This is a genomic window from Streptomyces sp. NBRC 110611 (assembly GCF_001590865.1).
Classification (GTDB): Bacteria; Actinomycetota; Actinomycetes; order Streptomycetales; family Streptomycetaceae; genus Streptomyces.
Genome location: NZ_BBUY01000001.1, coordinates 590,901 through 610,993, shown reverse-complemented (window position 1 = coordinate 610,993; position 20,093 = coordinate 590,901). Strand labels below are relative to the sequence as shown.

Below are 20,093 nucleotides of genomic sequence, written 5' to 3'. Positions count from 1 at the left end.
CTCCAACAGCTTGACAGTCAGCAACAGCGTGGCAACTCCGCGTATCCATCCGCAACCTTGGGCCAGATATTCACCTGATGTGATGAATCCCAGTTCAGTCCGCCGGGAAGCACACCCAGGCTCAGGCCGCGCGCCACCCCGCCCCCGACGTGTCACGATCGGCGCACGATCGGCTGGAGCCCATCGGCCCAACCCGCCGGCCACAGGAAGGGAAGCCAGGAACATGCCCGCCGAACCCCCGCTCCCGCTCTCCCCCATGCCCGAGGACTGGCAGCGGGCGCTCGCCGTCGTCGCCCACCCCGACGACCTGGAGTACGGCGCCGCGGCCGCGATCGCCGAATGGACCGCCGCCGGACGCGAGATCGGCTACCTCCTGGTGACCCGCGGCGAAGCCGGAATCGACGGGCTGCCGCCGGCGGAGTGCGCACGCGTCCGCGAGGCCGAACAGCGGGCCGGCGCCGGCGCATTTCTACTTCGCGCCCCGCAATGACACGCCCTTCTGGAAGGCGAACAAGGAGCTCGCCCTCCCCGACAACATCCAGGAGAAGATCAGCGCCTACCGCGCCGGCCTGCCGATCAACCTGCCGATCACCGACGAGGGCACCTACTACGGCAACTTCGAGGCCGAGTTCCGCAACTTCTGGACCAACGGCAGCTACTACTGCATCTTCGCCGGCCTCGGCCTCCTCCCGGATGCCCCGCTGCCTGCGCTGACTCACAAGCCGGAGTCGGTCGCCGGTGCCGAGCCGCTCTTCGACAAGGTCAAGGACGAGCAGCAGCACCTGCTGGAGACGCTGCCCAGCGCCTGCCGGACTGCTGCACCGCTGGCTCTCTCAGAGACTGCGCGACCGCTGGCTGACTGAGGCGAAGCACCGAGCGGGGCACGTCTCCTACGGAGCTGCCTGCCACGCGGCAGAGGGGACGGGGTTGTGACCGGCTACGACCGCCGCCTCGTCGAACATCTCCTCCCGGCGGTGTGGGATGCAGAGGCGGCATACGGCATCCGCAACCCGCAGGCCCCGGACGCCGACATGCCGAAGGGCACGGTCGACAAGAAGGCCGCGAGCATCCTGTTCGCTCACCTTGCTGACATCCGGCACGGTTGGGCGACCGCCCCGCTTTCGCTCGGCGAGCGCCAGGCCCTCGTTCTCCGGTACGGCGCTGACCTCCCGGACGATGAGTCCGGAGCTCTCCAAGGGGTCACGGGGCGAGCAGTTCGCTACCGCTGCGAAAGGGGTGTTGGAAAGATCGCCGCTTGTCTGAACGGCCTTGAGTACGTGGATGGGTACGAGGAGCCCACCACTGTCGACTGAAGCGGAGCGCCTCATCCCTGTTGAGGGGTGGGGCGCTCGCAATGATTGTTCATGCGTCGGCGAGCTCTACGGATTCATGCACCCCGGTCGGTTTAGTTGGATCAATTCCTCTTTCCGCAGAGCGGCGACGACTTCCGCCGGGTTCCCATTAGTTGAACAGCCTACAATTTGCACGTATTTGAGCCACCGTTGACCAAATCCCCCCTCGCATAGCACACCCAATCATGGCGAAGCAGACAAAAGGATTGCCGGGCAAAGCCAGCCGGGTGCACTGTCAGTGGCACAGGGTAGGTTTGTAGTGCATCTGAAGGCACACACTCCGGGGGGAACAGTGGCCGCTTCCGGCTTCGACGTCGACACAGACCACCTAAAGAATGAAGCACCAAAATTTCATAGGGAGTCAGCCGCCTTGGCGAAGGCGGCAGAAAAGCTGAAGCACTCACTCGATGGGCTCGGTGAGCCGTGGGGTAACGACGAGCAGGGGAAGAAGTTCGAGGGCGTCTACAGCCCGCACCGAACCCAAATCGAGCGTGCCACCCGAGCGTTGGTGAAGGGCCTGGAAAGCATCCACAAGTCCATGAAGGACATGGCCGATAACCATGAGGGCACGGATCACTCCAGCGCTTCGGGCTTTAAGTCCCCTGGGGGCGGTGCACATTGAGTGCCGGAGACAAGGTCAAGGAGATCGTTCAGGACCTCACCGGCATGTGGTGGCCGGAGGGCGACGAAGATGAGCTCCGGAAGCCGCGCGAGCTTGGCGAACCTTTGCCGACGATGTAAAGGACATCACCTCCGCGACGCATAAGTCCGCACAGGACATCATCGACAACAACAAGGGCCAGTCGATTGATGCCTTCGAGAACTTCTGGCGCAAGTACCACGGCGGCGGCAAGGGCTACCTGGACGACGTTGCTTCCGCTGCGGAGGACATGGCCAAGGCACTGGATAAGTTCGCGGACCAGATTGCCGACGCGAAGAAGAAGATCGAGCACGAGCTGGAGATCGCCGGCGCGGTCCTGGTCGCTGGCACGGCCCTGGCCGTTTTCACCGGCGGCATCAGCGAAGTCGCGGCAGTCGGCGCAACCGAAGCGATCGTCGCCGCAGCGAGTACAGCGGGAATCGCTGTCTCTGCCACTGTCGCTGAGATCGCTGGGACGGTTCTGGCCACCGCCGCGATCGGTGGCATCGAAGCCATCACCGTTGACGTGGTCGTTGCCCAGGGCGGACGCAATCTCCTCGGCGACCAACACGGCATCAACCTTGCCGAGATCAAGGACGCCGGAACCACCGGGCTCTTGCTAGGCGGCGCCCTGGGCGGCGCGGGCCGTGCGGCAAAGGCTGTAGGCGACGCTGGCGGGTTCAAGAACGCCTTCGGCAACATGAAGTTGAACAGCTTGGGCACCTTCAAGAACCCACTGCGCAACTTCGAGATATCGATGCCCAACCTGGGTGGCCCGCGCTTCGCGATGGCTGGCGAGGGGCCCGTCGGTCCTGTTGGCCCGACCTGGCGCCCAATGATGCGCGAAGCTCAGGGAAGTGGAGGCAGAGGTCGTGCGTCATGGTCAGCTTCGGACGCCATCCCAGGCCCAGCGAAAGGCAGGACTCTTCGCGCACCTCACCCCAGGCACACCATTGGAGGCGTGAAGAACGGGGAGGTCAGAGGGAAAAACAGCCTTATCTTGCCTGAGTATCGGCAAGCCGTGGACAAGGACATCGCCGAGATCGCCGCGGGAAACGCGAAATGGGATAATGTGGCCCAGCGATACGAGGTTAATGGTCGAACTTATGGCATCGAGGATTCCGGGACCGTCTTCCCCGATTCCGGTCCGGTAACCTCAATCTCGATCGCGTCGAATACGATGCACTGAAGCACATCACGCGCGTGGACGGCGACATGACTAAGCTGGAGATAATGTTCAGCAATGCACCGAAGTTCAAAAACAACCCGCAAGCCGTAGAAAAGGCTCTGGAGCTCTACAGGACCTACCACTGATGACATATAATCTGATCACCACTGGGCAGCAGCTCCCGGCACGGCTTGCACCACTCCTTGCTGACGTGTTCGGCGTCGCCCTCGCCGATGTTGATGTGTCGGAGGAATCCGACTTCGATTCACGAAACTGGGACGCCGAAGTCACCTGCGAATACTCAGCAGTTCACGGTGACCTGAACTGGTCGGTGAGCATCTATGCGACCGACGTCGTACAGCAGCGCCCTTCAGAGGAGGCCCTCGCGCTGAAGGTAGCGCAACGGTTTGGCGTGGCCGTCCTCTTCCCTGCGACCCAGACTGTCCCTAGCGTCTGGCGGGTCGCCACGCCGCAGGGCCGCCTTACGCATGCACGCGTGACTGAGCCTGAAAGCGAATCGGAGAGGCTGACAGTTAACGCTGTCGAGGAACTCGTCCCAGAGTTTCCGCACGCAACCGTCACCAAGTTTCGCGAGATCATCAAAGAACTTCAGCTGCCTAGCGAGTTTACTGATTCGCTCCTACCCGAGGGGATCTCGGAAGATCGGCGAGAAGTTCGCAGTCTACTCGTGAACTGGGAGCGCCTCACGGTCCGCATGGCAACAGGCTGGCCTCCATCGGCCTGGTACCCGGCTTCCCTGTACGTGGAGGATCTTGAACTGCGTGATCAGGTGGCCGACGCGATCGAACAGCTACCTGAGGACGAACGGCAATCCGCCAGGGAAGCTCTTGAGCAGATTGACCAGAAGTACCGCGAACTCACCGTCGAAGATGACGGGGAAAATCTTTCCACAGCTGCGAACGTGCCGATTACTGGCCGCGCGTGGTACTGGTACCGGCGTCCGCTCAACCCTCCGTGGGACACCACAGGCAAGTAGCCATTGCACTGGGCCATTTCATAACTGGGTCCCCGCCTCATCGATAAATCGCACCGAGGCGGGGGAAATCCCAGGCCCATAATGGGCAGGGGCGCACTACACCAATCTCAAGCGGCGGTCGGCAGGGCGCTCAGCCGCTCTCGGAACTCACGTACGGCCGGAACCGACCTGTGCGGACCCAGCCGCTCAGAGAACTCCTTCAGCCGGTCCACGGCCCGCACGGAACTGACCTTGTCCTCAAGCAGTTCGGCCCCATAGTTCGCGGCGTCGAGCGCTCCGTCCAGGTCGTTGCCGGCGAGCCGGGCTTCGGCCAGGCGGCTGGACCTGACGGCCTTGTCCCGGGGCGCGGCCTTCTTGACGGAGGTCTCCAAGGAACTCGTGGCCCGCTCCACCTGGCCAGAGCGCAGCATGACCTTGCCCTCGGTCGACTTCAGTTGCGCTTCGCCGTACCAGTCGAGCCAGTCAGGGGATTCGTCTCCCGCGTGGCGATCCCAGAGGGAGAGGGCGCGGTTTAGTGCTGTGCCGGCCTTCTGATGGTCGCCGTCGCGGGAGTGGGCCTCGGCCTGGTGCAGGTGGAGGAACGACTGGGTGTAGGGCGACAGCTTTCGAGGAACGTTGTCGATGGCGGTCGAGATGAGTCCGACGCGTTCCGCGGTCCGCCCGGCCTCGGAGACGTGGACGCCCATCTCTGCGAGGACGAAGGCCCCGAAGGCGTCATCCCCGGCGGTGCGAGCACTGCGGAGAGCCCCCACGTAATACTGCTGTCCAGCAGACCGGAGGCCAGCGTCATACGCCATCCAGCCCGTCAGATGCGACACGCGCGCCGCCAGCGCGTACAAGCGGCTGCCCACTTCATCGGTGTACCGGCCGGCGCTGAGGAGTCCGGAGATCAGGGCGAGGTCGCCCCGGGCCTGTTCCAGCAGCCGTGCGCCCCCGAGTTGGTCGTCTAGCGTTCGGAGAGTGCTGACGCGCTGCTCGATCGTCGAGACCATCTTGTCCGTGACTCGATCTCCATCGAGCGCCGAAGCAAACGCCGATGGCGCTTCGGCCCAACTCGCTGCCAGCCCCGTCAGTGCAGCGCCCGTAATGGTGAGAAATCCCCGACGGTCCATGCGGCCACTCCCTACCAGATCAGCCAATGTCTCAACGGTACCGGCCTCGGTCCAGGGAACAGTAAGCCCGGTCACTTCCCATACGGGGAGACACCGAGGCCACCCTTGGGCGCGTGCGTGCTCGTACGGGACCCCCAACAGGTCAGCGAGCACGCGCTGAGCATCCGCATCCGGTTCCTGCCCTTGCTCCCACTTCCACACGGTCGTGCGGTTGGTCGCCAGCGGTATTCCGAGGGACTTCCCGTGCGTCCGCATGAGTCGGGCGAATTCGATCTTCCCCCACCCCCGCAGGTGGAGGATGAAGCTCAGCGGGTGGACTGGTAACGGCTCACCAGGCACGTCATTGCTCCCATCTGCCCCTCGCAGCGTGGTTCGAAGGTACTCCCTGTGTGTGCGGTGGTGAGGGCGCGTCTCGCAGGAGAAACCCCCGAGAAACGTTCCGCGACCGCACGCTGGGGCCGTTGACTGAGCATCAGCCGTTCCGAAGGCGGGCACACTGAGCGACAGCCTCGCGGACGGCTACCCAGATCGGCGGCTCCATCACCCGTGCTCCCCCCGGTCGGGGGGTGGAGCCGCCTTTCCCATCCGCTTCGGAGGCGTCTGCCATGCCTACGCTCGTCGCTCGTATCGCCCTTGCTGGTGCGAAGGAAGAAGTCTCCGCTGCCCGGCGTAAGGTCGTTGATCAAGTACGGGCGTGGGGTGTCCCTCTGGACGACGAGACGACCGACGTCATCCGCCTCATCGCCTCCGAGCTCATCACCAACGCCGTGGTCCACGGGCAAGGGGCCGTCACCATCTGGCTGTACCACCGCCCCGGCCGCTTGGTGATCGAGGTACTCGACATCAACGCCAACGCTCCACTGATGAGTTGTGCTGGAGAAACGGACGAAGGTGGGCGCGGCCTAGCCTTGGTCGATTTCTTCGCGGTGCGGTCGGGGTGGCAGCCCGTCGAGGACGGAAAGCGGGTCTGGGCCGAAGTCGCGATTCCAAGGCCAGTGCCCTCGATGCGAGTTGCAGTGCTTCGCAAGTTCTTCACGGCTCGGTCGAATCCGAACGTCAGCGCGTCATCGTTTCAGCAACTCACCCTGGCAGTGGCCTGATGGGGAGACACGCGTTACGCCGGTCACCTCTGCCCGACCCGGACGTCGTTTTCCGGCCGACCCGCCGGGATGTCGACCCGGTCGCAGGAAAGCCCACGGAAAGCGCCCTCTGGGACCGCCACGAGTGGCAGCCAAGGGGTGAGTGCTGGCTCTGGTGCGGGCGCGATGACGTCGAGGTGACGTGGATCGGGCCTGTCCGGTCCAGCGGTATGCATGCTGCCCTCTACGCCTGCCGCGCATGCCTTTACCAACTGGACCAACGAGTCCTGGCCGCGAACATGCGCAAGGACGCGAGCGCCCTACCCGGCAACCGCACGGCCCGACTTCGCGACACGGGCCGCGACCGCAGAGCCGCATCCCAGCGCGGCCCCTATTGACCCCGCCCCCACGTCATTCCACATCTCCCACGGCCGTGGGGGCGGCCTTGCTTCCCGCCGGAACCGCCGGCGGGAGAACCGAAGAGGAAGGAGCACGAAGTGACACAGAGCACGACTCCACCTCCGGCCCAGAGCGGCCTTCTCGTGGCGGTGGAAGAGCTGACCGCCGTCCACGACCGGTACGACAGCCTCCGGTCCGACAACGCCGGAAGCTCCGGCGACGCCCCCTGGCCGGGCGGTGACGGCAACCTGAGCGACACCGAGTAGTGCCGACTGGCGGGGGTCCGAGCGGTCCGCCGCGTCGGGCCCCCGCTGTGTCCACTTCCCCTGATCGGATTACGAGGAGGCAACGATGGAACACCAGTTGATCAGCGCCATCGAAACGACGCTCGGATGGAACGGACCGGAAGAACTGGGCCAGGGCTTCGCGCGGGGCCGCATGGACAATCCCGCGCTCCTCTCCCGCATCCTGACCCCGAACCGCCTGCTCGACATCGCGATGCGCCGGAGCCTGAACCGCCCTCAGTTCCGCTGCTTCCAGAAGGGCGAGGAAGTCCACCCGGCTATCTACTACACCGACAGCGTCAGCCCCCGGGGCCAGAGCATCCCCATGGCCAATATGCGCAGCCTGGGACGACTCCTGCGGGAGGGCGCGACACTCATCCTCGATCAGGTCAACGTCTTCGACCCGACGATGGAAGTCACGTGCCGCGCCTTGCAATGGTGGTCCCACGAACGGGTACAGGTCAACGCCTACCTGACGACAAACGACGCTGCGGGCTTCCCTCTGCACTGGGACGATCACGATGTCCTGATCATCCAGCTTGCCGGGGAAAAGGAGTGGGAGGTACGAGGCGCCTCCCGCAACGTCCCCATGTACCGGGACTCCGACCCCAACGACACCCCGACCGACGAGGTCATCTGGTCCGGCACCATGAAGACCGGCGATGTCATGCACATCCCCCGGGGCCACTGGCACCAGGCGACCCGGGCGGGTAGCGGTTCGGGCAAAAGCCTTCACGTGACGTTCGGGATCACCAAGCGCACAGGGGCGAGCTGGCTCGTCTGGCTGGCCGACTGGTGCCGTGAACATGAGGTATTCCGGCACGACCTGGACCGCCGGCACGGAACCGGCAGCGAAACACTGACCGAGGCCGCCGTCCGTCTGATCGGAGAGCGCCCTCCGGCCGACTTCCTGACCGCGTACGAGCAGGAGACGACACTGCCCCGGCACGTGCCGTACCTCGACATCCTCGGGCCGCTCGACGCCGTGGTGTGCACTACCCACTTCGCTCCCAAGATCCGGGAGAACGGCGAGACCGTCGTCGTCGTGACCTCGGGGAAGAAGATCACCCTCGCGGCCAAGGCCCTGCCCGCGCTGCGTCTGCTGCTCGGCGGCGAGCCCGTACCGCTGGCCGAGGCTGCGGCTGTCGTCGGTACCGAAATTGCGGAGGTAGCCGAGATCCTGGTGAAGGAGGAGATATGCGCGCCGCTGACCCCCGAATTGTCCTCGGGCTACACCGGTCTGGTCACGAACGCCGTCTCCTGACCGGCGCGCTCGACCTCGGCGTCACCGCGCTCGACACCAGCACCAACTACCTCGGCTTCCGATCGCATCGGATTCTTGCGGCGGCAGCGGGCGATCTCTTGCCGAAGTTCTCGCTCTCCACCAAGGTGGGCTACTTTCCGGGGCCGGACAGGACGGAGCACTCTTTGAGCCCGGACCGGCTGCACGCGGCTGTGGAGCAGGCGGTTCGGGACCTCGGGCGGGAGCCGGATCTCGTGTTCCTGCACAACCCCGAGCACTCGCTCCAGGAAGCCGCGCCCTACAGCCGAGACATCCTGGCCCAGGCGTGCGCCGCCCTCAACGCAGCCGCAGCGAAGGGGCTGTGCGGTGCCTGGGGCGTCGCGTCCTGGGACCCGTCACCGCTGCCGAGCCTGATCGATGCGACCGTGCCAAAACCCTCCGTCCTCATGGTCCGCGCTGGCCTGCTGGTCGGGACCAGAACGCTCGACGCTACGGAGGCACTTGCCGAGGCATGGGGCCTGGAGGAAGGCACGGTGTGGGGGATGAGTCCCTTTGGAGGCAGCACCCGCGCCCCCATATGGGAGAAGAGCGATCCCCGAGTCTTCCTCGAAGGGGGTAACGGCTTCTCCCGCATACAGGCGGCCTTCCGCGCCGCGTTTCACCTCCCGCAGGTCAGCACGATCGCCGTGGGCACCGACGAGCCCACCCACTTGGGTGAGCTGCTCGGCGCCCTGGCCGGCAAGGTCGACGAGCGGGCAATCCGCGAGTACCGGTCTCTACTGCGAGATCGGTTGCGCTCTCAGCCAGTCTGAAGCTCTGCGATGACCTGCTCTGCCATGCGGCGGGCGGGCTCCAGTCGAGGGTCCTCCGGGTGCGCATGCGGTCCGAGGATCTTCGAGCACACGAACAGCGTCATCAGCTTGCCGTCCCGGCTCTCGAAGTCAGATCGCCGCTCTTGCAGCACCCGAGTGGCCAGAGCTGGGACGGCAAGGGAACTTCCCCACAATGAGGCGGCGTCGAGCCCCTGCGGTGCGTTCCCCCAGTCCTCCCAGTCGAAGAGGCTGAACGTCGGCGCGGTCATGTTGGCCCAGTTCAGATCCGCGTGCGCCGGCACCCAGCGCTCGACGGTCGTGTCGAAGTCGCCGGAGAAGGCAGTGCGGATGGAGTCGGTCACCAGGGCCTGCGTGACGGTCACCGTGTCCGGTGTAGCAACGCGCTGCGTCTCATGAGCGGCAAGGGCATCCATCGCAGAGCTGAACGCCCACCACCACTCATCTGGCAGCTTCGGGTCTTCACTGAGCACAGCGGTTCCGATAGGCATGCCAGGCAAAAGCTCGGTCTCGTCAGCCCGCCACATCACGGGCTCGTCTGCGTCCCGCCAAACCACACAGCCCTGCCACGCGGGCTGGGCGACGCCGTCCAGACGCGCGGCGCACTCGGTCCCGTTCCACCCCTGAATCCCGATCTTGTCGAGCCCGCGCCTCTCGATGCGCACCCAGGTGTCGCGATCAGTCCGAGCGCCGACCGAGCGGCGCTTACGCACCACAGAGTCTCGATCGAAGCGCGCTTGTAGCGACCGCTCCACACGATCAAGAAGGTCAGTGACCGGTTCAACCCGCAAGTCGACAGAAGGGGTTGCAGATGCCGAGAGCGTCATGTGGCGACCGTAGCAGCGGGCGCGCACGTACAGGGTCGTCTCTCACTCGCCGTTGCCTTCGAGCACCTCGACGAATGCCTGTGCGATCTTCGGGGACTGTTCCCCTGCCCAGCTCCGATACCACTGCGACACTGCCGACTTGAGCTGCGGCAGTCTGAGGTGGCCCGCTGAAAAGGAGTCCTGGAGGAAGTGGTCTGCGAAAGCGTTCACGAGGTGCGGCTCGGACAGAACACGGTGTACGTCTTCCGCTGCACTGGAACCCCACTCTGTTGGCGCCTTCCCTGCGAACATCTCGTTGAGTTTCTGTGTGATCTCCGCGGACTTCGCCTCTGCCCAGTTCAAATACGCCTGCTCCGCAAAGCTCGAAAACGAATGCTTTGCCAGCATCAAATACGACTGCATCTCTGCCGACTTGTTGATGGAGTGGTCTGCGTAGCTGGCATAGATCTCGGCCTGTCCGGACAAAACCCGCTCTACATCTTGCGGGCTGAACGGCTGGTCATCGGACACGTCACCCTCCGCAGGTCATCGTGATCTCCTGGTCAGGCGCCATGACTCCCCTGCCGTCTACTGCCGGAAAACCGTGGCGCCCTGTCGGCCATTCCCCCGCAGCCGCACGACCGGCTGGCCACATGACCAACCCCAGCCCGTCCGGCATCCCAGCACCAAGTCAGCACGGAAGGGGTTCCCAGGGGTGACGACAGGTGCTTCCAGGTCAGCACCAAGTCAGCACGGGAGCGAAAAGGGGGCCTGACCCCAACGGATCAGACCCCCTCTGACCTGCATGTTTGCCAGATCAGCGATGTGGTGGTATGTCACCCGCTACACATTGAAGCGGAACTCCACCACGTCCCCGTCCTGCATCACGTACTCCTTGCCCTCCATGCGGGCCTTGCCGGCGGCGCGGGCGTCGGTGACCGAGCCGGTGTCGACGAGGTCGGCGAAGGAGATGACCTCGGCCTTGATGAAGCCCTTCTGGAAGTCGGTGTGGATGACACCGGCGGCCTCGGGGGCAGTGGCGCCCTTCTTGATGGTCCAGGCGCGGGCTTCCTTGGGGCCGGCGGTCAGGTAGGTCTGCAGGCCGAGGGTGTCGAAGCCGACGCGGGCGAGGGTGGCGAGGCCGGGCTCGTCCTGGCCGACGGACTGGAGCAGCTCCAGGGCCTCGTCCTCGTCGAGCTCGGCGAGGTCGGCCTCCAGCTTGGCGTTGAGGAAGATCGCCTCGGCGGGGGCGACCAGGGCGCGCTGCTCGTTCTTGAAGTCCTCGTCCGTCAGCTCGTCCTCGTCGACGTTGAAGACGTAGAGGAAGGGCTTGGTGGTGAGGAGGTGGAGGTCGTGGAGGAGCTCGGAGCGCTCGCCGCCCTGGACGATGCCCTGCGAGAAGAGCGTGTCGCCCTTCTCGAGGATCTCCTTGGCCTCCTCGACGGCCTTGACCTTCGGGGCGATGTCCTTCTTGATCCGGGACTCCTTCTGGAGGCGCGGCAGGACCTTCTCGATGGTCTGGAGGTCGGCGAGGATCAGCTCGGTGTTGATGGTCTCGATGTCGTTCTTGGGCGAGACCTTGCCGTCGACGTGGACGACGTTCTCGTCCTTGAAGGCGCGGATGACCTGGCAGATCGCGTCGGACTCGCGGATGTTCGCGAGGAACTTGTTGCCCAGGCCCTCACCCTCGGAGGCGCCGCGGACGATACCGGCGATATCGACGAAGTCGACGGTGGCGGGGAGGATCCGCTGGGAGCCGAAGATCTCGGAGAGCTTGTCGAGGCGGGTGTCGGGAACGCCGACAACGCCGACATTGGGCTCGATGGTGGCGAACGGGTAGTTGGCCGCCAGGACGTCGTTCTTGGTCAGGGCGTTGAACAGGGTCGACTTGCCGACATTCGGCAGACCGACGATTCCGATCGTGAGCGACACGTGGCGACTCGACTTCCGAAGGGAGGTGGTGGGTGGGCAACCGCTCCGGGACCGGGCCCGGAGCGGGCACGGGCCCTGGGAGGGCCGATCCACCAGTCTACGGGGCGGGCGGGGCAGGCCGGGGCGGGCCGGGGTGAGCCGGGGTGAGCCGGGGCGGGCGGGGCGGGCCGGGGCGAGCGGTCGCCGGCGGCCGATGCCGTCGGTACGTCGGGGGCTGACGTCGGGGGCTGACCCCGTTGGTGTGCGGCTGATGTGCGTCGGCGGGGCGCGGGGGTCCGCCGGGTGGTGTCGAACGCGGGTCGGCTCAGGGCAAACCGCGTGTCCCGCAGCCGGTTAATCCCACTTAGCGGCCTACCGTTGGCGAGTGGAGCAACACGAAGCGCACACGCATCAGCACGGTCCGCACGGTCCGCCGCCTCCTCCGCCCGGACGCTCGGGAACGGATGGGGGGATCACGGGCGGGGCGACCACCGACGGGGGGACGGGCTGGGATACGGATCGCGGCACGGATTGGGGTACGGGGACGGGTGCGGGGAGCCGGTTTCCGCGGCCTGCGGAGGGGCCGGCGTCCGGCCCCGGGTCCGGCTCTGGGTCCGGCTCCGGGTCTGGTGCTGAGCTCGATCCCGATGATGCCTTTCTGTCGGCGATGCGGGCCTCCGGGTTCATCGCCGTACCGGTGTCGGCTCCCGCACCGGCGCGCTCACCGGCCCAGGCGCCGGCCCCGGCCCCGGGGCGGGGGCCGACGGGGGCAGCGCGCGGGCCCCTCTGGGCGCCGGCCCGGCCACCCGGGGCGCCGGCGCGTGCGGCACGGGCGACGGGCGGTGCGGATGCCACGGAGGCCAGGAGTCCGGGCCGGTGCCCGGATGAGTGTGAAGAGTGCGGTGAGTGTGAAGAGTGCGGTGGGTGCGGTGGGCTGCCGGTGGGGCCTGGGGCGTCTTCGGCGGGTGGCTATGGGGTGGCGGGGCGGCCGCCGCGGCGGGCTGCCGTTCCGGGGGCGTCCGCCGGCCGCACGACGGGCCGGAGGCCCCGTCGGCTGCCCGCGGCCAAGCTCACCGGACTCGGCTGCTGGCTGCTGGCGACACTGGCGCTGCTGGCGTTCGCGTCCCTGGACCGGCTGCTGTGCGGCGGTGCGCTGCCCGTGTACGGCGGCTGCTTCGTGCTGGTCAGTATGGGCGCGGCGGTGTGGGTCCGGCCGTACGACCTGATCTGCGCGCCGGTCACGATGCCGCTCGCGTTCACCATCGGGGCGCTGCCGGTGCAGCGCGGCGGGGACGGGTTCGGCGGGGTGGCGATGGGCGTCTTCACCGTCCTGGCGCTGGACGCCGGCTGGCTCTACGCCGGCACGCTGATCTGCGCGCTGATCGCGCTCGTCCGCCGGGCGGCGCTCATCGCGCGGCGTCGGGCCAGCCGACCGGCGAGTCGACCACGGAGCGGGCCGTACGGGCCGCGGGGTCGGCCGGCCGAGCGGACGACCGGAGAGGGGCGGCCGGGGAGCCGTCCGTACCCGGGGGCTCACCCGCCCGAGCGGCGTACGCAGCCATCGCGGCCCCGACGATCCCCGCGTTGTTCTGAAGCTGAGCCGGCACGATCTCGGCCCTGATGCCCTCGATCAACGGCAGGAACTTCGCCGCCTTGCGGCTCACCCCACCGCCGATCACGAAGAGCCCGGGCGAGAAGAGCATCTCCACATGGGCGAGGTACTTCTGGACCCGGCGTGCCCAGCGCGGCCAGCTCAGCTCCCCGGCCTCCTTGGCCTTGCTGGAGGCGCGGGTCTCGGCGTCGTGTCCGTTCAGCTCCAGGTGGCCGAGCTCGGTGTTCGGGACGAGCCGGCCATCGGTGAAGACGGCGCTGCCGATGCCGGTGCCGAAGGTCAGCACGATGACGGTGCCGGCCCGGCCGCGGCCCGCGCCGAAGCGCATCTCGGCCAGGCCGGCCGCGTCGGCGTCGTTGAGGAGGGTGACCGGGCAGCCGCCGGCCTCGCCGCCCAGCCGGGCGGTGAGCAGCGCGCCGGCGTCGGTGCCGATCCAGCGCTTGTCGACGTTGGCGGCGGTGCGGGTGACACCGCCGGTGACCACTCCGGGGAAGGTCGCCCCGACCGGCCCCGACCACCCGAAGTGCGCCACGACCTCACGGACGCGGTCCGCGACGTCCTCGGGGGTGGCCGGTTGCGGGGTCAGCACCTTGTAGCGCGGCTCGGCGAGGTCGCCGCGTTCCAGATCCACCGGGGCGCCCTTGATCCCCGATCCGCCGATGTCCACGCCGAAGACCTTCATGGGAAAAGGCTAGGCGGGGACGGCTCCGGCCGCCCAGGGGGAAGCGCGGACCCGGTAACCGGAACCGGTCGTGTCAGCCCTTGGTGCCCTCGGTGTCCTTGCCGCCCTCGGTGCCCTTGCCGCCCTCGGTGCGGTCGGTGTCCTCGGTGCCCTCGACGGCCGCCTTGGCCTCGGCACGCAGATCGCGGCGGAGCTCCTTGGGGAGGGAGAAGGCGATGGACTCCTCGGCGGCGGTGACCGTCTCCACGTCCTCGTAGCCACGCTGGGCGAGCCACTCCAGGACGCCCTGTACGAGGATGTCGGGGACCGAGGCGCCGGAGGTGACGCCGACCGTGCCGACGCCCTCCAGCCAGCTCTCGTCGATCTCCTCGGCGTAGTCGACCAGGTGGGCGTCGCGGGCGCCGGCGCCCAGCGCCACCTCGACCAGCCGGACCGAGTTCGAGGAGTTCTTGGAGCCGACGACGATGACCAGGTCGGCCTGCGCGCCCATCTGCTTCACCGCGGTCTGGCGGTTCTGGGTGGCGTAGCAGATGTCGTCGCTGGGCGGCGAGAGGAGGTTGGGGAAGCGGCCCTTGAGGGCGCCCACGGTCTCCATGGTCTCGTCGACCGAGAGGGTGGTCTGGGAGAGCCAGACGACCTTCTCCGGGTCGCGGACCTCGACGTTGGCGACATCCTCGGGGCCGTCGACGAGGGTGATGTGCTCGGGCGCCTCACCACTCGTGCCGATGACCTCTTCGTGGCCCTCGTGGCCGATGAGGAGGATGTCGTAGTCGTCCTTGGCGTAGCGGATGGCTTCCTTGTGGACCTTGGTGACCAGCGGGCAGGTCGCGTCGATGGTGGCGAGCTTGCCGCGCTCGGCCTCTTCGTGGACGGTCGGGGCGACGCCGTGTGCCGAGAAGATGACGATGTTGCCCTCGGGGACCTCTTCCGTCTCGTCGACGAAGATCGCGCCCTTCTTCTCGAGAGTCTTCACGACGTACTTGTTGTGGACGATCTCGTGGCGTACGTAGACGGGGGCGCCGTACTGCTCAAGGGCCTTCTCGACGGCGATCACGGCGCGGTCCACGCCCGCGCAGTACCCCCGGGGGGCGGCGAGCAGGACCTTGCGGGCGGAATCGTCACTACGACGCGCAGCGTCTCGGCTCGGGGTGGTGGCGGGCGACGTGCGGGCATCCATGCGGTCCATCGTAAGGCTCCGGTTGATCGCACCGTTGGCCCAGACTGGGAGCGGTACACCACACGAGGCATCGCACGAGGTGGCACGAGGTGGAAGGCGGGCGGATGGGGTCGCTGCGGCGGACGCTGACGTTCCGGGATCTGATCGTCTACGGGCTGCTCTTCATCGCCCCCATGGCACCGGTCGGCATCTTCGGCACGCTGGAGGCCACCTCGCACGGTGCGATCACAACCGTCTACATCGTCGCGACGGCCGCGATGGCGTTCACGGCGTACTCGTACGCCCAGATGGTGCGGGTCGTCCCGCGGGCCGGGTCGGTCTACGCGTATGCCCGGGTGGGGCTGGGCGAGGGGGCGGGGTTCGTCGCCGGGTGGATGGCGATGCTGGACTACCTGCTGATTCCGGCGGTGGCGTACCTGTTCTCCGGGATCGCGCTGCACGCGCTGGTGCCGTCGGTGCACGCGTGGGTGTGGACGGCGATCGCGGTGGTGGTGACGACGCTGTTGAACCTGCGGGGTGTACGGGCCGCGGCTCTGGTGGGGTTCGCGGTGCTGGCGATGGAGATCGTCGTGCTGGTCGTCTTCGTCGTGGCGGCCGGGTACGTGCTGATCGCGCACGGGGCGCAGCGGGGCTGGACGGCGCCGTTCACCGGCGAGGGCGGCTTCTCGGTCGGCGCGGTGCTGGCGGCGGCGTCGGTCGCGGTGCTGTCGTATCTGGGCTTCGACGCGATCGCGTCGTTCGCCGAGGAGTCCGCGGGAGGAGCGCGGCGGGTGGCGCGGGCGGTGCTCTCATGCCTGGTGGTGGCCGGGGTGCTGTTCGCCGTCCAGACGTACCTGGCGGCGCTGCTCGCCCCGATGTCGGCGGCGGACCTGGCGGCGAAACCGGGCACGCAGGCGGACGCGTTCTATGCGACGGCGCGGGACGCCGTGGGTGGGTGGCTGCAGAAGCTGGTGGCGGCGAGCAAGGCGATCGGGGCGGCGTTCGCGGCGCTGGCGGGGCAGGCGGCCGCCGGGCGGCTGCTGTTCGCGATGGCCCGGGACCGGCGGCTGCCCGGGGCGATGTCACAGGTGGACGAGGGCAGTGGGGTGCCGCGCCGGGCACTGCTGGGCGCGGCCGTGGTGTCCCTGGTGGCGGCGGTGTGGGCGGCCCGCCGGGACGACGGGCTCGCGCATCTGTCGTCGGTGGTGAACGTGGGGGCGCTGACCGCGTTCGGGCTGCTGCACGCCTCGGTGATCGGCTGGTTCCACGTGCGGCGGCGGGGAGCGGCACCGAGCGTGCTGCGCCACGGGGTGGTTCCGCTGCTGGGGCTGGCGGTGGTGGTGGCGGTGATCGTCTCGGCGTCCCGTACGGCACAGGTCGTGGGTGGGGTGTGGGGTGCGGTGGGGCTGGTGGTGATGTGGGTGCAGCAGCGAAGGGCGAAAGCGCGCAGGGGCGGCGGGACGGGGGCTGATGGCGGGGTGGGCGGCTGAGACGGCAGCGTGGGCGGCTGACGGTGAGACGGTGGCCGCCGGCCGGCCGTGCGTGACTGTGCCCCTCGTCGTCAGTGCCCCTCGTTGTCAGCGGCCGCTGGTCGTCAGTCGCCGCTCGTTGTCGGTGGCCGCCGCTACTCTCGGTCGCATGGCTGTCTCAACGTCCCCGGAAACGCCGATCCCGGTCGGCGAGGTGTCCCGGCTCATCGGCGGGTGGATCGACCGGCTCGGCGCGGTGTGGGTCGAGGGGCAGATCACCCAGCTCTCGCGGCGCCCCGGCGCGGGGGTGGTCTTCCTGACGCTGCGCGATCCGTCGTACGACGTCTCGCTGAGCGTGACGTGCTTCCGCCAGGTCTTCGACAAGGTCGCCGATGTGATCAGCGAGGGCGCGCGGGTCGTGGTGCACGCCAAGCCGGAGTGGTACGCCCCGCGTGGTCAGCTGTCGCTGCGGGCCGCCGAGATCAGACCGGTCGGGGTCGGTGAACTCCTCGCCAGGCTGGAGCAGTTGAAGAAGTCTCTGGCGGCGGAGGGGCTCTTCGCGGCGGAGCGCAAGAAGCCGCTGCCGTTCCTGCCGCAGCTGATCGGGCTGGTCTGCGGACGGGCCAGCGCCGCGGAGCGGGATGTGCTGGAGAACGCCCGGCATCGCTGGCCGGCCGTCCGCTTCGAGGTGCGCACGGTGCCCGTGCAGGGGGCGCAGGCGGTGCCGAAGGTGATCGCGGCCGTCCAGGAGCTGGACGCCCTGCCCGAGGTGGACGTGATCATCGTGGCGCGCGGCGGCGGCAGCGTGGAGGACCTGCTGCCGTTCTCCGACGAGCAGTTGGTGCGGGCGGTCGGTGCGGCGACGACACCGGTCGTCTCGGCGATCGGCCATGAGCCGGACACCCCGCTGCTGGATCTCGTCGCCGACCTGCGCGCCTCGACGCCGACGGACGCCGCGAAGAAGGTGGTGCCGGACGTGGGCGAGGAGCAGGCCCGGATCCGGCAGCTGCGGGAGCGGGCGCTGCGCGCCGTGGACGGCTTTCTGCAGCGGGAGGAGCGCGGGCTCGCCGGGGCGTTGCAGCGGCCGTGCATACAGCGGCCGCAGCGGATGGTGGAGGAGCGCGAGGAGCAGATCACGGCGCTGCTGGAGCGCGGCCGGCGGACGCTGGGCCATCTGCTGGACCGCGCCGACTCGGAGCTGGCGCACACCCTGGCCCGGGTGGTCGCGCTCTCCCCCAAGGCGACGCTGGAGCGCGGCTATGCGGTGCTCCAGAAGCCGGACGGGGCGGCGGTACGGGCGCCGCAGGAGGTCAGTACGGACGAGATGCTGCGGGCCCGGGTGGCCGAAGGCGAGTTCATGGTGCGGGTGGACGGCGCAACCGACGTGACTGGCACGACCGGCACGACCGGCGCTGTCACACCCCCTGCATAGGCTGGAGGACATGGCGAAGGTGAAGACGGACGGTATGGCGGACGCGGAGCAGGACACGCGGCAGGACGCGGAGCAGGACGGTGAGCGGAACCCGGCAGCCGCCGGGGAGGCACAGGTACCGGCCGTGGACTCCACACTCGGCTACGAACAGGCTCGGGACGAGCTGATCGAGGTCGTCCGCAGCCTGGAGGCGGGCGGCACGACCCTGGAGGAGTCGCTCGCACTGTGGGAGCGCGGCGAGGCGCTGGCAAAGGTGTGCCGACGCTGGCTGGACGGCGCGCGCGCCCGGCTGGACGCGGCGCTGGCGGAGTCCGACGAGACGGGAGCGGGCACGGAGCGCGGCTAGCTCCAGGACATCAGGGCGTTAGGGGCGCCCCGCCAGCACCTATCGCCGGAAGGTCAATATCACCCCCGCGTGAACCGGCTCACATTCATCCCGGATTTAGTTGAAGGTTCACATAACGGGGTTACAGTGGTTCCGACCCCGATCCACCCGACCCACCCCGAGGTGCCCTTATGTCTCTCGCCCTTGACGCCGCCGCCCAGGACCTCCTCTTCCGTGAGGCCCGGACCGCCAATACGTTCACGGAGGAGCCGGTCACCGACGAGCAGGTGCAGGCCATCTACGACCTGGTGAAGTACGCCCCGACCGCGTTCAACCAGTCGCCGCTGCGGATCACCCTCGTCCGCTCCGCCGAGGCCCGTCAGCGCCTGGTCAAGTACGCCATGGGCGCCAACGGCGACAAGACGCTCACCGCCCCGCTGACCGTCATCCTGTCCGCGGGCCTGGACTTCCACGAGAAGCTGCCGACGCTCTTCCCGCACGCGCCGAACGTCAAGGACGCCTTCTTCTCCGAGGCCGCCGTCCGCGAGGCCGCCGGCACCCAGAACGCCACCCTCCAGGCGGGTTACTTCATCCTCGGTATCCGCGCCGCCGGGCTGGCCGCCGGCCCGATGACCGGTTTCGACTTCGCCGGTATCAACCAGGAGTTCTTCACCGACGGCAAGCAGAAGGCCTTCCTGGTGATCAACGTCGGCAAGCCGGGCCCGGACGCCTTCTTCCCGCGTTCGCCGCGCCTGTCCTTCGACGAGGCCGCCGCCACCGTCTGAGGCTCAGCCGGAGGACAGCCCCGGAAGCCCCCAGAGGGACAGCCGGAGGACAGCCATCCCAGGCACCCAGGCACCCCATACGACGAGGCCGCCACACCCCTCCCGGGTGCGGCGGCCTCGTCGTACGCGGCTGCGGCCCGGCGTCAGCCCTTCTTCGGCCCGTCTTCAGCCCTCTTCGCGACCAGCGCGGCGGCCAGGTCCGCGAGCCGCCCGTAGGGCGCGGTACCCGTGACGACCGTCGTCACCCCCGCCTCCTCACGGACCAGCGCCCGGTACTTCTCGCCCTGGTAGCGGTCCCACTTCTGGTTGCCGACGGCCTGCTTGCCCTCGACCTTCGTGGCGCCGAGCGTGACGCTGCGGATGAACGGCTGCGCCGGGGCATCGCTCTGCTCGACGGCCGCGTACTGCTGCTCGGGGTCGAGCATGCCCAGGTGCCAGGCGCCGCCGCTGCGGTCGTTGCTCGCCTTGTACGAGACGGAGGTGGCCCGCCAGGTCTCGGGGAGCCCCTCGGGCGCGGCGACCGGGTACGGCGCCGCCCGCCGGGCCGTGATCAGTTCGACGCGGTAGTCGACCCTCTTGACCGCGTTCTGCTCCGCGTCGGCGCTGTCGTCGTGCGGGATGAAGAAGTAGATCGCCCCGACCAGGACGCCGATCACCGCCAGCGACAGGACCATGTCCCGCACCGTTTGCCTGCCTCGCATACCTGCCACGTCCCTATGGTCTCCCATCCCCGCAGCGGCTCCGACAGGCCCCCCGGTGACCACCGTCACCCACCCCCTCACCTGCCGTTACCTGCGCGGCAGCCGCTGGC

At 68.1% G+C, this 20,093-nt stretch carries 19 protein-coding genes and 3 pseudogenes; 15 read left to right on the top strand and 7 right to left on the bottom strand.

Features of this window, described 5'->3' with window-relative positions:
- Positions 1-223: 223 nt before the first annotated feature.
- The 6 genes and pseudogenes from AZE13_RS02680 to AZE13_RS02660 all read left to right on the top strand — a co-directional run.
- Positions 224-460, top strand: a pseudogene (locus tag AZE13_RS02680) (PIG-L deacetylase family protein); the annotation flags it as partial.
- Position 461: 1 nt separating this feature from the next.
- Positions 462-863, top strand: a pseudogene (locus AZE13_RS33630) (tryptophan 7-halogenase); the annotation flags it as partial.
- Positions 864-929: 66 nt separating this feature from the next.
- Positions 930-1,313, top strand: a complete 384-nt coding sequence (locus tag AZE13_RS02675) for a hypothetical protein (protein WP_066926367.1) — start codon at positions 930-932, stop codon at positions 1,311-1,313.
- A 409-nt stretch (positions 1,314-1,722) separates the two neighbouring features.
- Positions 1,723-1,974, top strand: coding sequence for a hypothetical protein (locus tag AZE13_RS02670; protein ID WP_258527544.1), 252 nt, complete (start codon positions 1,723-1,725; stop codon positions 1,972-1,974).
- A gap of 268 nt (positions 1,975-2,242) precedes the next feature.
- The gene (locus AZE13_RS02665) at positions 2,243-3,181 is read left to right on the top strand and encodes a hypothetical protein (RefSeq protein WP_066926363.1); all 939 of its coding nucleotides are present in this window, start codon (positions 2,243-2,245) and stop codon (positions 3,179-3,181) included.
- 124 nt (positions 3,182-3,305) lie between these two features.
- Positions 3,306-4,157 carry a hypothetical protein gene (locus AZE13_RS02660; RefSeq protein WP_066926361.1) on the top strand — a complete coding sequence of 284 codons (852 nt, stop codon included), beginning with the start codon at positions 3,306-3,308 and terminating at the stop codon, positions 4,155-4,157.
- 107 nt (positions 4,158-4,264) lie between these two features.
- Here the strand turns inward: AZE13_RS02660 and AZE13_RS02655 are convergent, their stop codons facing one another.
- Positions 4,265-5,608, bottom strand: coding sequence for a transcriptional regulator (locus AZE13_RS02655; RefSeq protein ID WP_079123633.1), 1,344 nt, complete (start codon positions 5,606-5,608; stop codon positions 4,265-4,267).
- Positions 5,609-5,874: 266 nt separating this feature from the next.
- Here AZE13_RS02655 and AZE13_RS35400 point away from each other — a divergent pair, with 266 nt between their 5' ends.
- From AZE13_RS35400 to AZE13_RS02640, 4 genes are all read left to right on the top strand, one after another.
- Positions 5,875-6,369 (top strand): ATP-binding protein, encoded by a 495-nt coding sequence (locus AZE13_RS35400; protein WP_066926359.1) that lies wholly within the window; start codon positions 5,875-5,877, stop codon positions 6,367-6,369.
- A 476-nt stretch (positions 6,370-6,845) separates the two neighbouring features.
- On the top strand, positions 6,846-7,013 hold the full coding sequence (locus AZE13_RS36685) for a hypothetical protein (protein WP_181690231.1): 168 nt from the start codon (positions 6,846-6,848) through the stop codon (positions 7,011-7,013).
- 85 nt (positions 7,014-7,098) lie between these two features.
- The gene (locus AZE13_RS02645) at positions 7,099-8,295 is read left to right on the top strand and encodes a JmjC domain-containing protein (protein ID WP_066926357.1); all 1,197 of its coding nucleotides are present in this window, start codon (positions 7,099-7,101) and stop codon (positions 8,293-8,295) included.
- Positions 8,229-9,086, top strand: coding sequence for an aldo/keto reductase (locus AZE13_RS02640; protein ID WP_066926355.1), 858 nt, complete (start codon positions 8,229-8,231; stop codon positions 9,084-9,086). The genes AZE13_RS02645 and AZE13_RS02640 overlap by 67 nt, the downstream gene beginning before the upstream one ends.
- Here the strand turns inward: AZE13_RS02640 and AZE13_RS02635 are convergent.
- The 3 genes from AZE13_RS02635 to ychF all read right to left on the bottom strand — a co-directional run bounded on the left by AZE13_RS02635 (position 9,074) and on the right by ychF (position 11,842).
- A complete protein-coding gene (locus tag AZE13_RS02635) occupies positions 9,074-9,931 on the bottom strand; it encodes a hypothetical protein (RefSeq protein ID WP_066926353.1) in 858 nt (285 codons plus the stop codon). The two genes, AZE13_RS02640 and AZE13_RS02635, sit on opposite strands and share 13 nt — an antisense overlap.
- Before the next feature lie 42 nt (positions 9,932-9,973).
- Positions 9,974-10,441: a hypothetical protein gene (locus AZE13_RS02630; protein ID WP_066926351.1), complete on the bottom strand. Its 468-nt coding sequence runs from the start codon at positions 10,439-10,441 to the stop codon at positions 9,974-9,976.
- A 312-nt stretch (positions 10,442-10,753) separates the two neighbouring features.
- On the bottom strand, positions 10,754-11,842 hold the full coding sequence (ychF, locus tag AZE13_RS02625; protein WP_066926349.1) for a redox-regulated ATPase YchF: 1,089 nt from the start codon (positions 11,840-11,842) through the stop codon (positions 10,754-10,756).
- A gap of 646 nt (positions 11,843-12,488) precedes the next feature.
- Between ychF and AZE13_RS38950 the strand changes: the two are divergent.
- Positions 12,489-13,166 (top strand): annotated as a pseudogene (locus AZE13_RS38950) (DUF6542 domain-containing protein); the annotation flags it as partial.
- Positions 13,167-13,227: 61 nt separating this feature from the next.
- Here the strand turns inward: AZE13_RS38950 and ppgK are convergent.
- Positions 13,228-14,115 carry a polyphosphate--glucose phosphotransferase gene (gene ppgK, locus AZE13_RS02615; protein WP_066926345.1) on the bottom strand — a complete coding sequence of 296 codons (888 nt, stop codon included), beginning with the start codon at positions 14,113-14,115 and terminating at the stop codon, positions 13,228-13,230.
- A 73-nt stretch (positions 14,116-14,188) separates the two neighbouring features.
- Positions 14,189-15,301, bottom strand: coding sequence for a 4-hydroxy-3-methylbut-2-enyl diphosphate reductase (locus tag AZE13_RS02610; RefSeq protein WP_398780085.1), 1,113 nt, complete (start codon positions 15,299-15,301; stop codon positions 14,189-14,191).
- Between the two features lie 95 nt (positions 15,302-15,396).
- Here AZE13_RS02610 and AZE13_RS02605 point away from each other — a divergent pair, with 95 nt between their 5' ends.
- From AZE13_RS02605 to AZE13_RS02590, 4 genes are all read left to right on the top strand, one after another.
- Positions 15,397-16,761, top strand: a complete 1,365-nt coding sequence (locus tag AZE13_RS02605) for an APC family permease (RefSeq protein ID WP_066926343.1) — start codon at positions 15,397-15,399, stop codon at positions 16,759-16,761.
- A gap of 148 nt (positions 16,762-16,909) precedes the next feature.
- Complete coding sequence (xseA, locus tag AZE13_RS02600; RefSeq protein WP_066926341.1) at positions 16,910-18,172, top strand: exodeoxyribonuclease VII large subunit; 1,263 nt, start codon at positions 16,910-16,912, stop codon at positions 18,170-18,172.
- A gap of 10 nt (positions 18,173-18,182) precedes the next feature.
- Positions 18,183-18,518, top strand: a complete 336-nt coding sequence (locus AZE13_RS02595; protein WP_066926339.1) for an exodeoxyribonuclease VII small subunit — start codon at positions 18,183-18,185, stop codon at positions 18,516-18,518.
- Between the two features lie 170 nt (positions 18,519-18,688).
- A complete protein-coding gene (locus tag AZE13_RS02590; RefSeq protein ID WP_066926337.1) occupies positions 18,689-19,282 on the top strand; it encodes a malonic semialdehyde reductase in 594 nt (197 codons plus the stop codon).
- Between the two features lie 143 nt (positions 19,283-19,425).
- On the opposite strand, the gene AZE13_RS02585 is transcribed toward AZE13_RS02590, so the two are convergent.
- The gene (locus AZE13_RS02585; RefSeq protein WP_079123632.1) at positions 19,426-19,983 is read right to left on the bottom strand and encodes a DUF4245 domain-containing protein; all 558 of its coding nucleotides are present in this window, start codon (positions 19,981-19,983) and stop codon (positions 19,426-19,428) included.
- Between the last annotated feature and the right edge of the window lie 110 nt (positions 19,984-20,093).

Bases quoted from the DNA above. Each gene is read 5' to 3' on its own strand.
- AZE13_RS02665 (WP_066926363.1), top strand. From the start codon at position 2,243: ATGGCCAAGGCACTGGATAAGTTCGCGGACCAGATTGCCGACGCGAAG.
- AZE13_RS02660 (WP_066926361.1), top strand. From the start codon at position 3,306: ATGACATATAATCTGATCACCACTGGGCAGCAGCTCCCGGCACGGCTT.
- AZE13_RS35400 (WP_066926359.1), top strand. From the start codon at position 5,875: ATGCCTACGCTCGTCGCTCGTATCGCCCTTGCTGGTGCGAAGGAAGAA.
- AZE13_RS02645 (WP_066926357.1), top strand. From the start codon at position 7,099: ATGGAACACCAGTTGATCAGCGCCATCGAAACGACGCTCGGATGGAAC.
- AZE13_RS02640 (WP_066926355.1), top strand. From the start codon at position 8,229: ATGCGCGCCGCTGACCCCCGAATTGTCCTCGGGCTACACCGGTCTGGT.
- AZE13_RS02635 (WP_066926353.1), bottom strand. From the start codon at position 9,931: ATGACGCTCTCGGCATCTGCAACCCCTTCTGTCGACTTGCGGGTTGAA.
- ppgK (WP_066926345.1), bottom strand. From the start codon at position 14,115: ATGAAGGTCTTCGGCGTGGACATCGGCGGATCGGGGATCAAGGGCGCC.
- AZE13_RS02610 (WP_398780085.1), bottom strand. From the start codon at position 15,301: ATGGACCGCATGGATGCCCGCACGTCGCCCGCCACCACCCCGAGCCGA.
- AZE13_RS02605 (WP_066926343.1), top strand. From the start codon at position 15,397: ATGGGGTCGCTGCGGCGGACGCTGACGTTCCGGGATCTGATCGTCTAC.
- xseA (WP_066926341.1), top strand. From the start codon at position 16,910: ATGGCTGTCTCAACGTCCCCGGAAACGCCGATCCCGGTCGGCGAGGTG.
- AZE13_RS02595 (WP_066926339.1), top strand. From the start codon at position 18,183: ATGGCGAAGGTGAAGACGGACGGTATGGCGGACGCGGAGCAGGACACG.
- AZE13_RS02590 (WP_066926337.1), top strand. From the start codon at position 18,689: ATGTCTCTCGCCCTTGACGCCGCCGCCCAGGACCTCCTCTTCCGTGAG.
- AZE13_RS02585 (WP_079123632.1), bottom strand. From the start codon at position 19,983: ATGCGAGGCAGGCAAACGGTGCGGGACATGGTCCTGTCGCTGGCGGTG.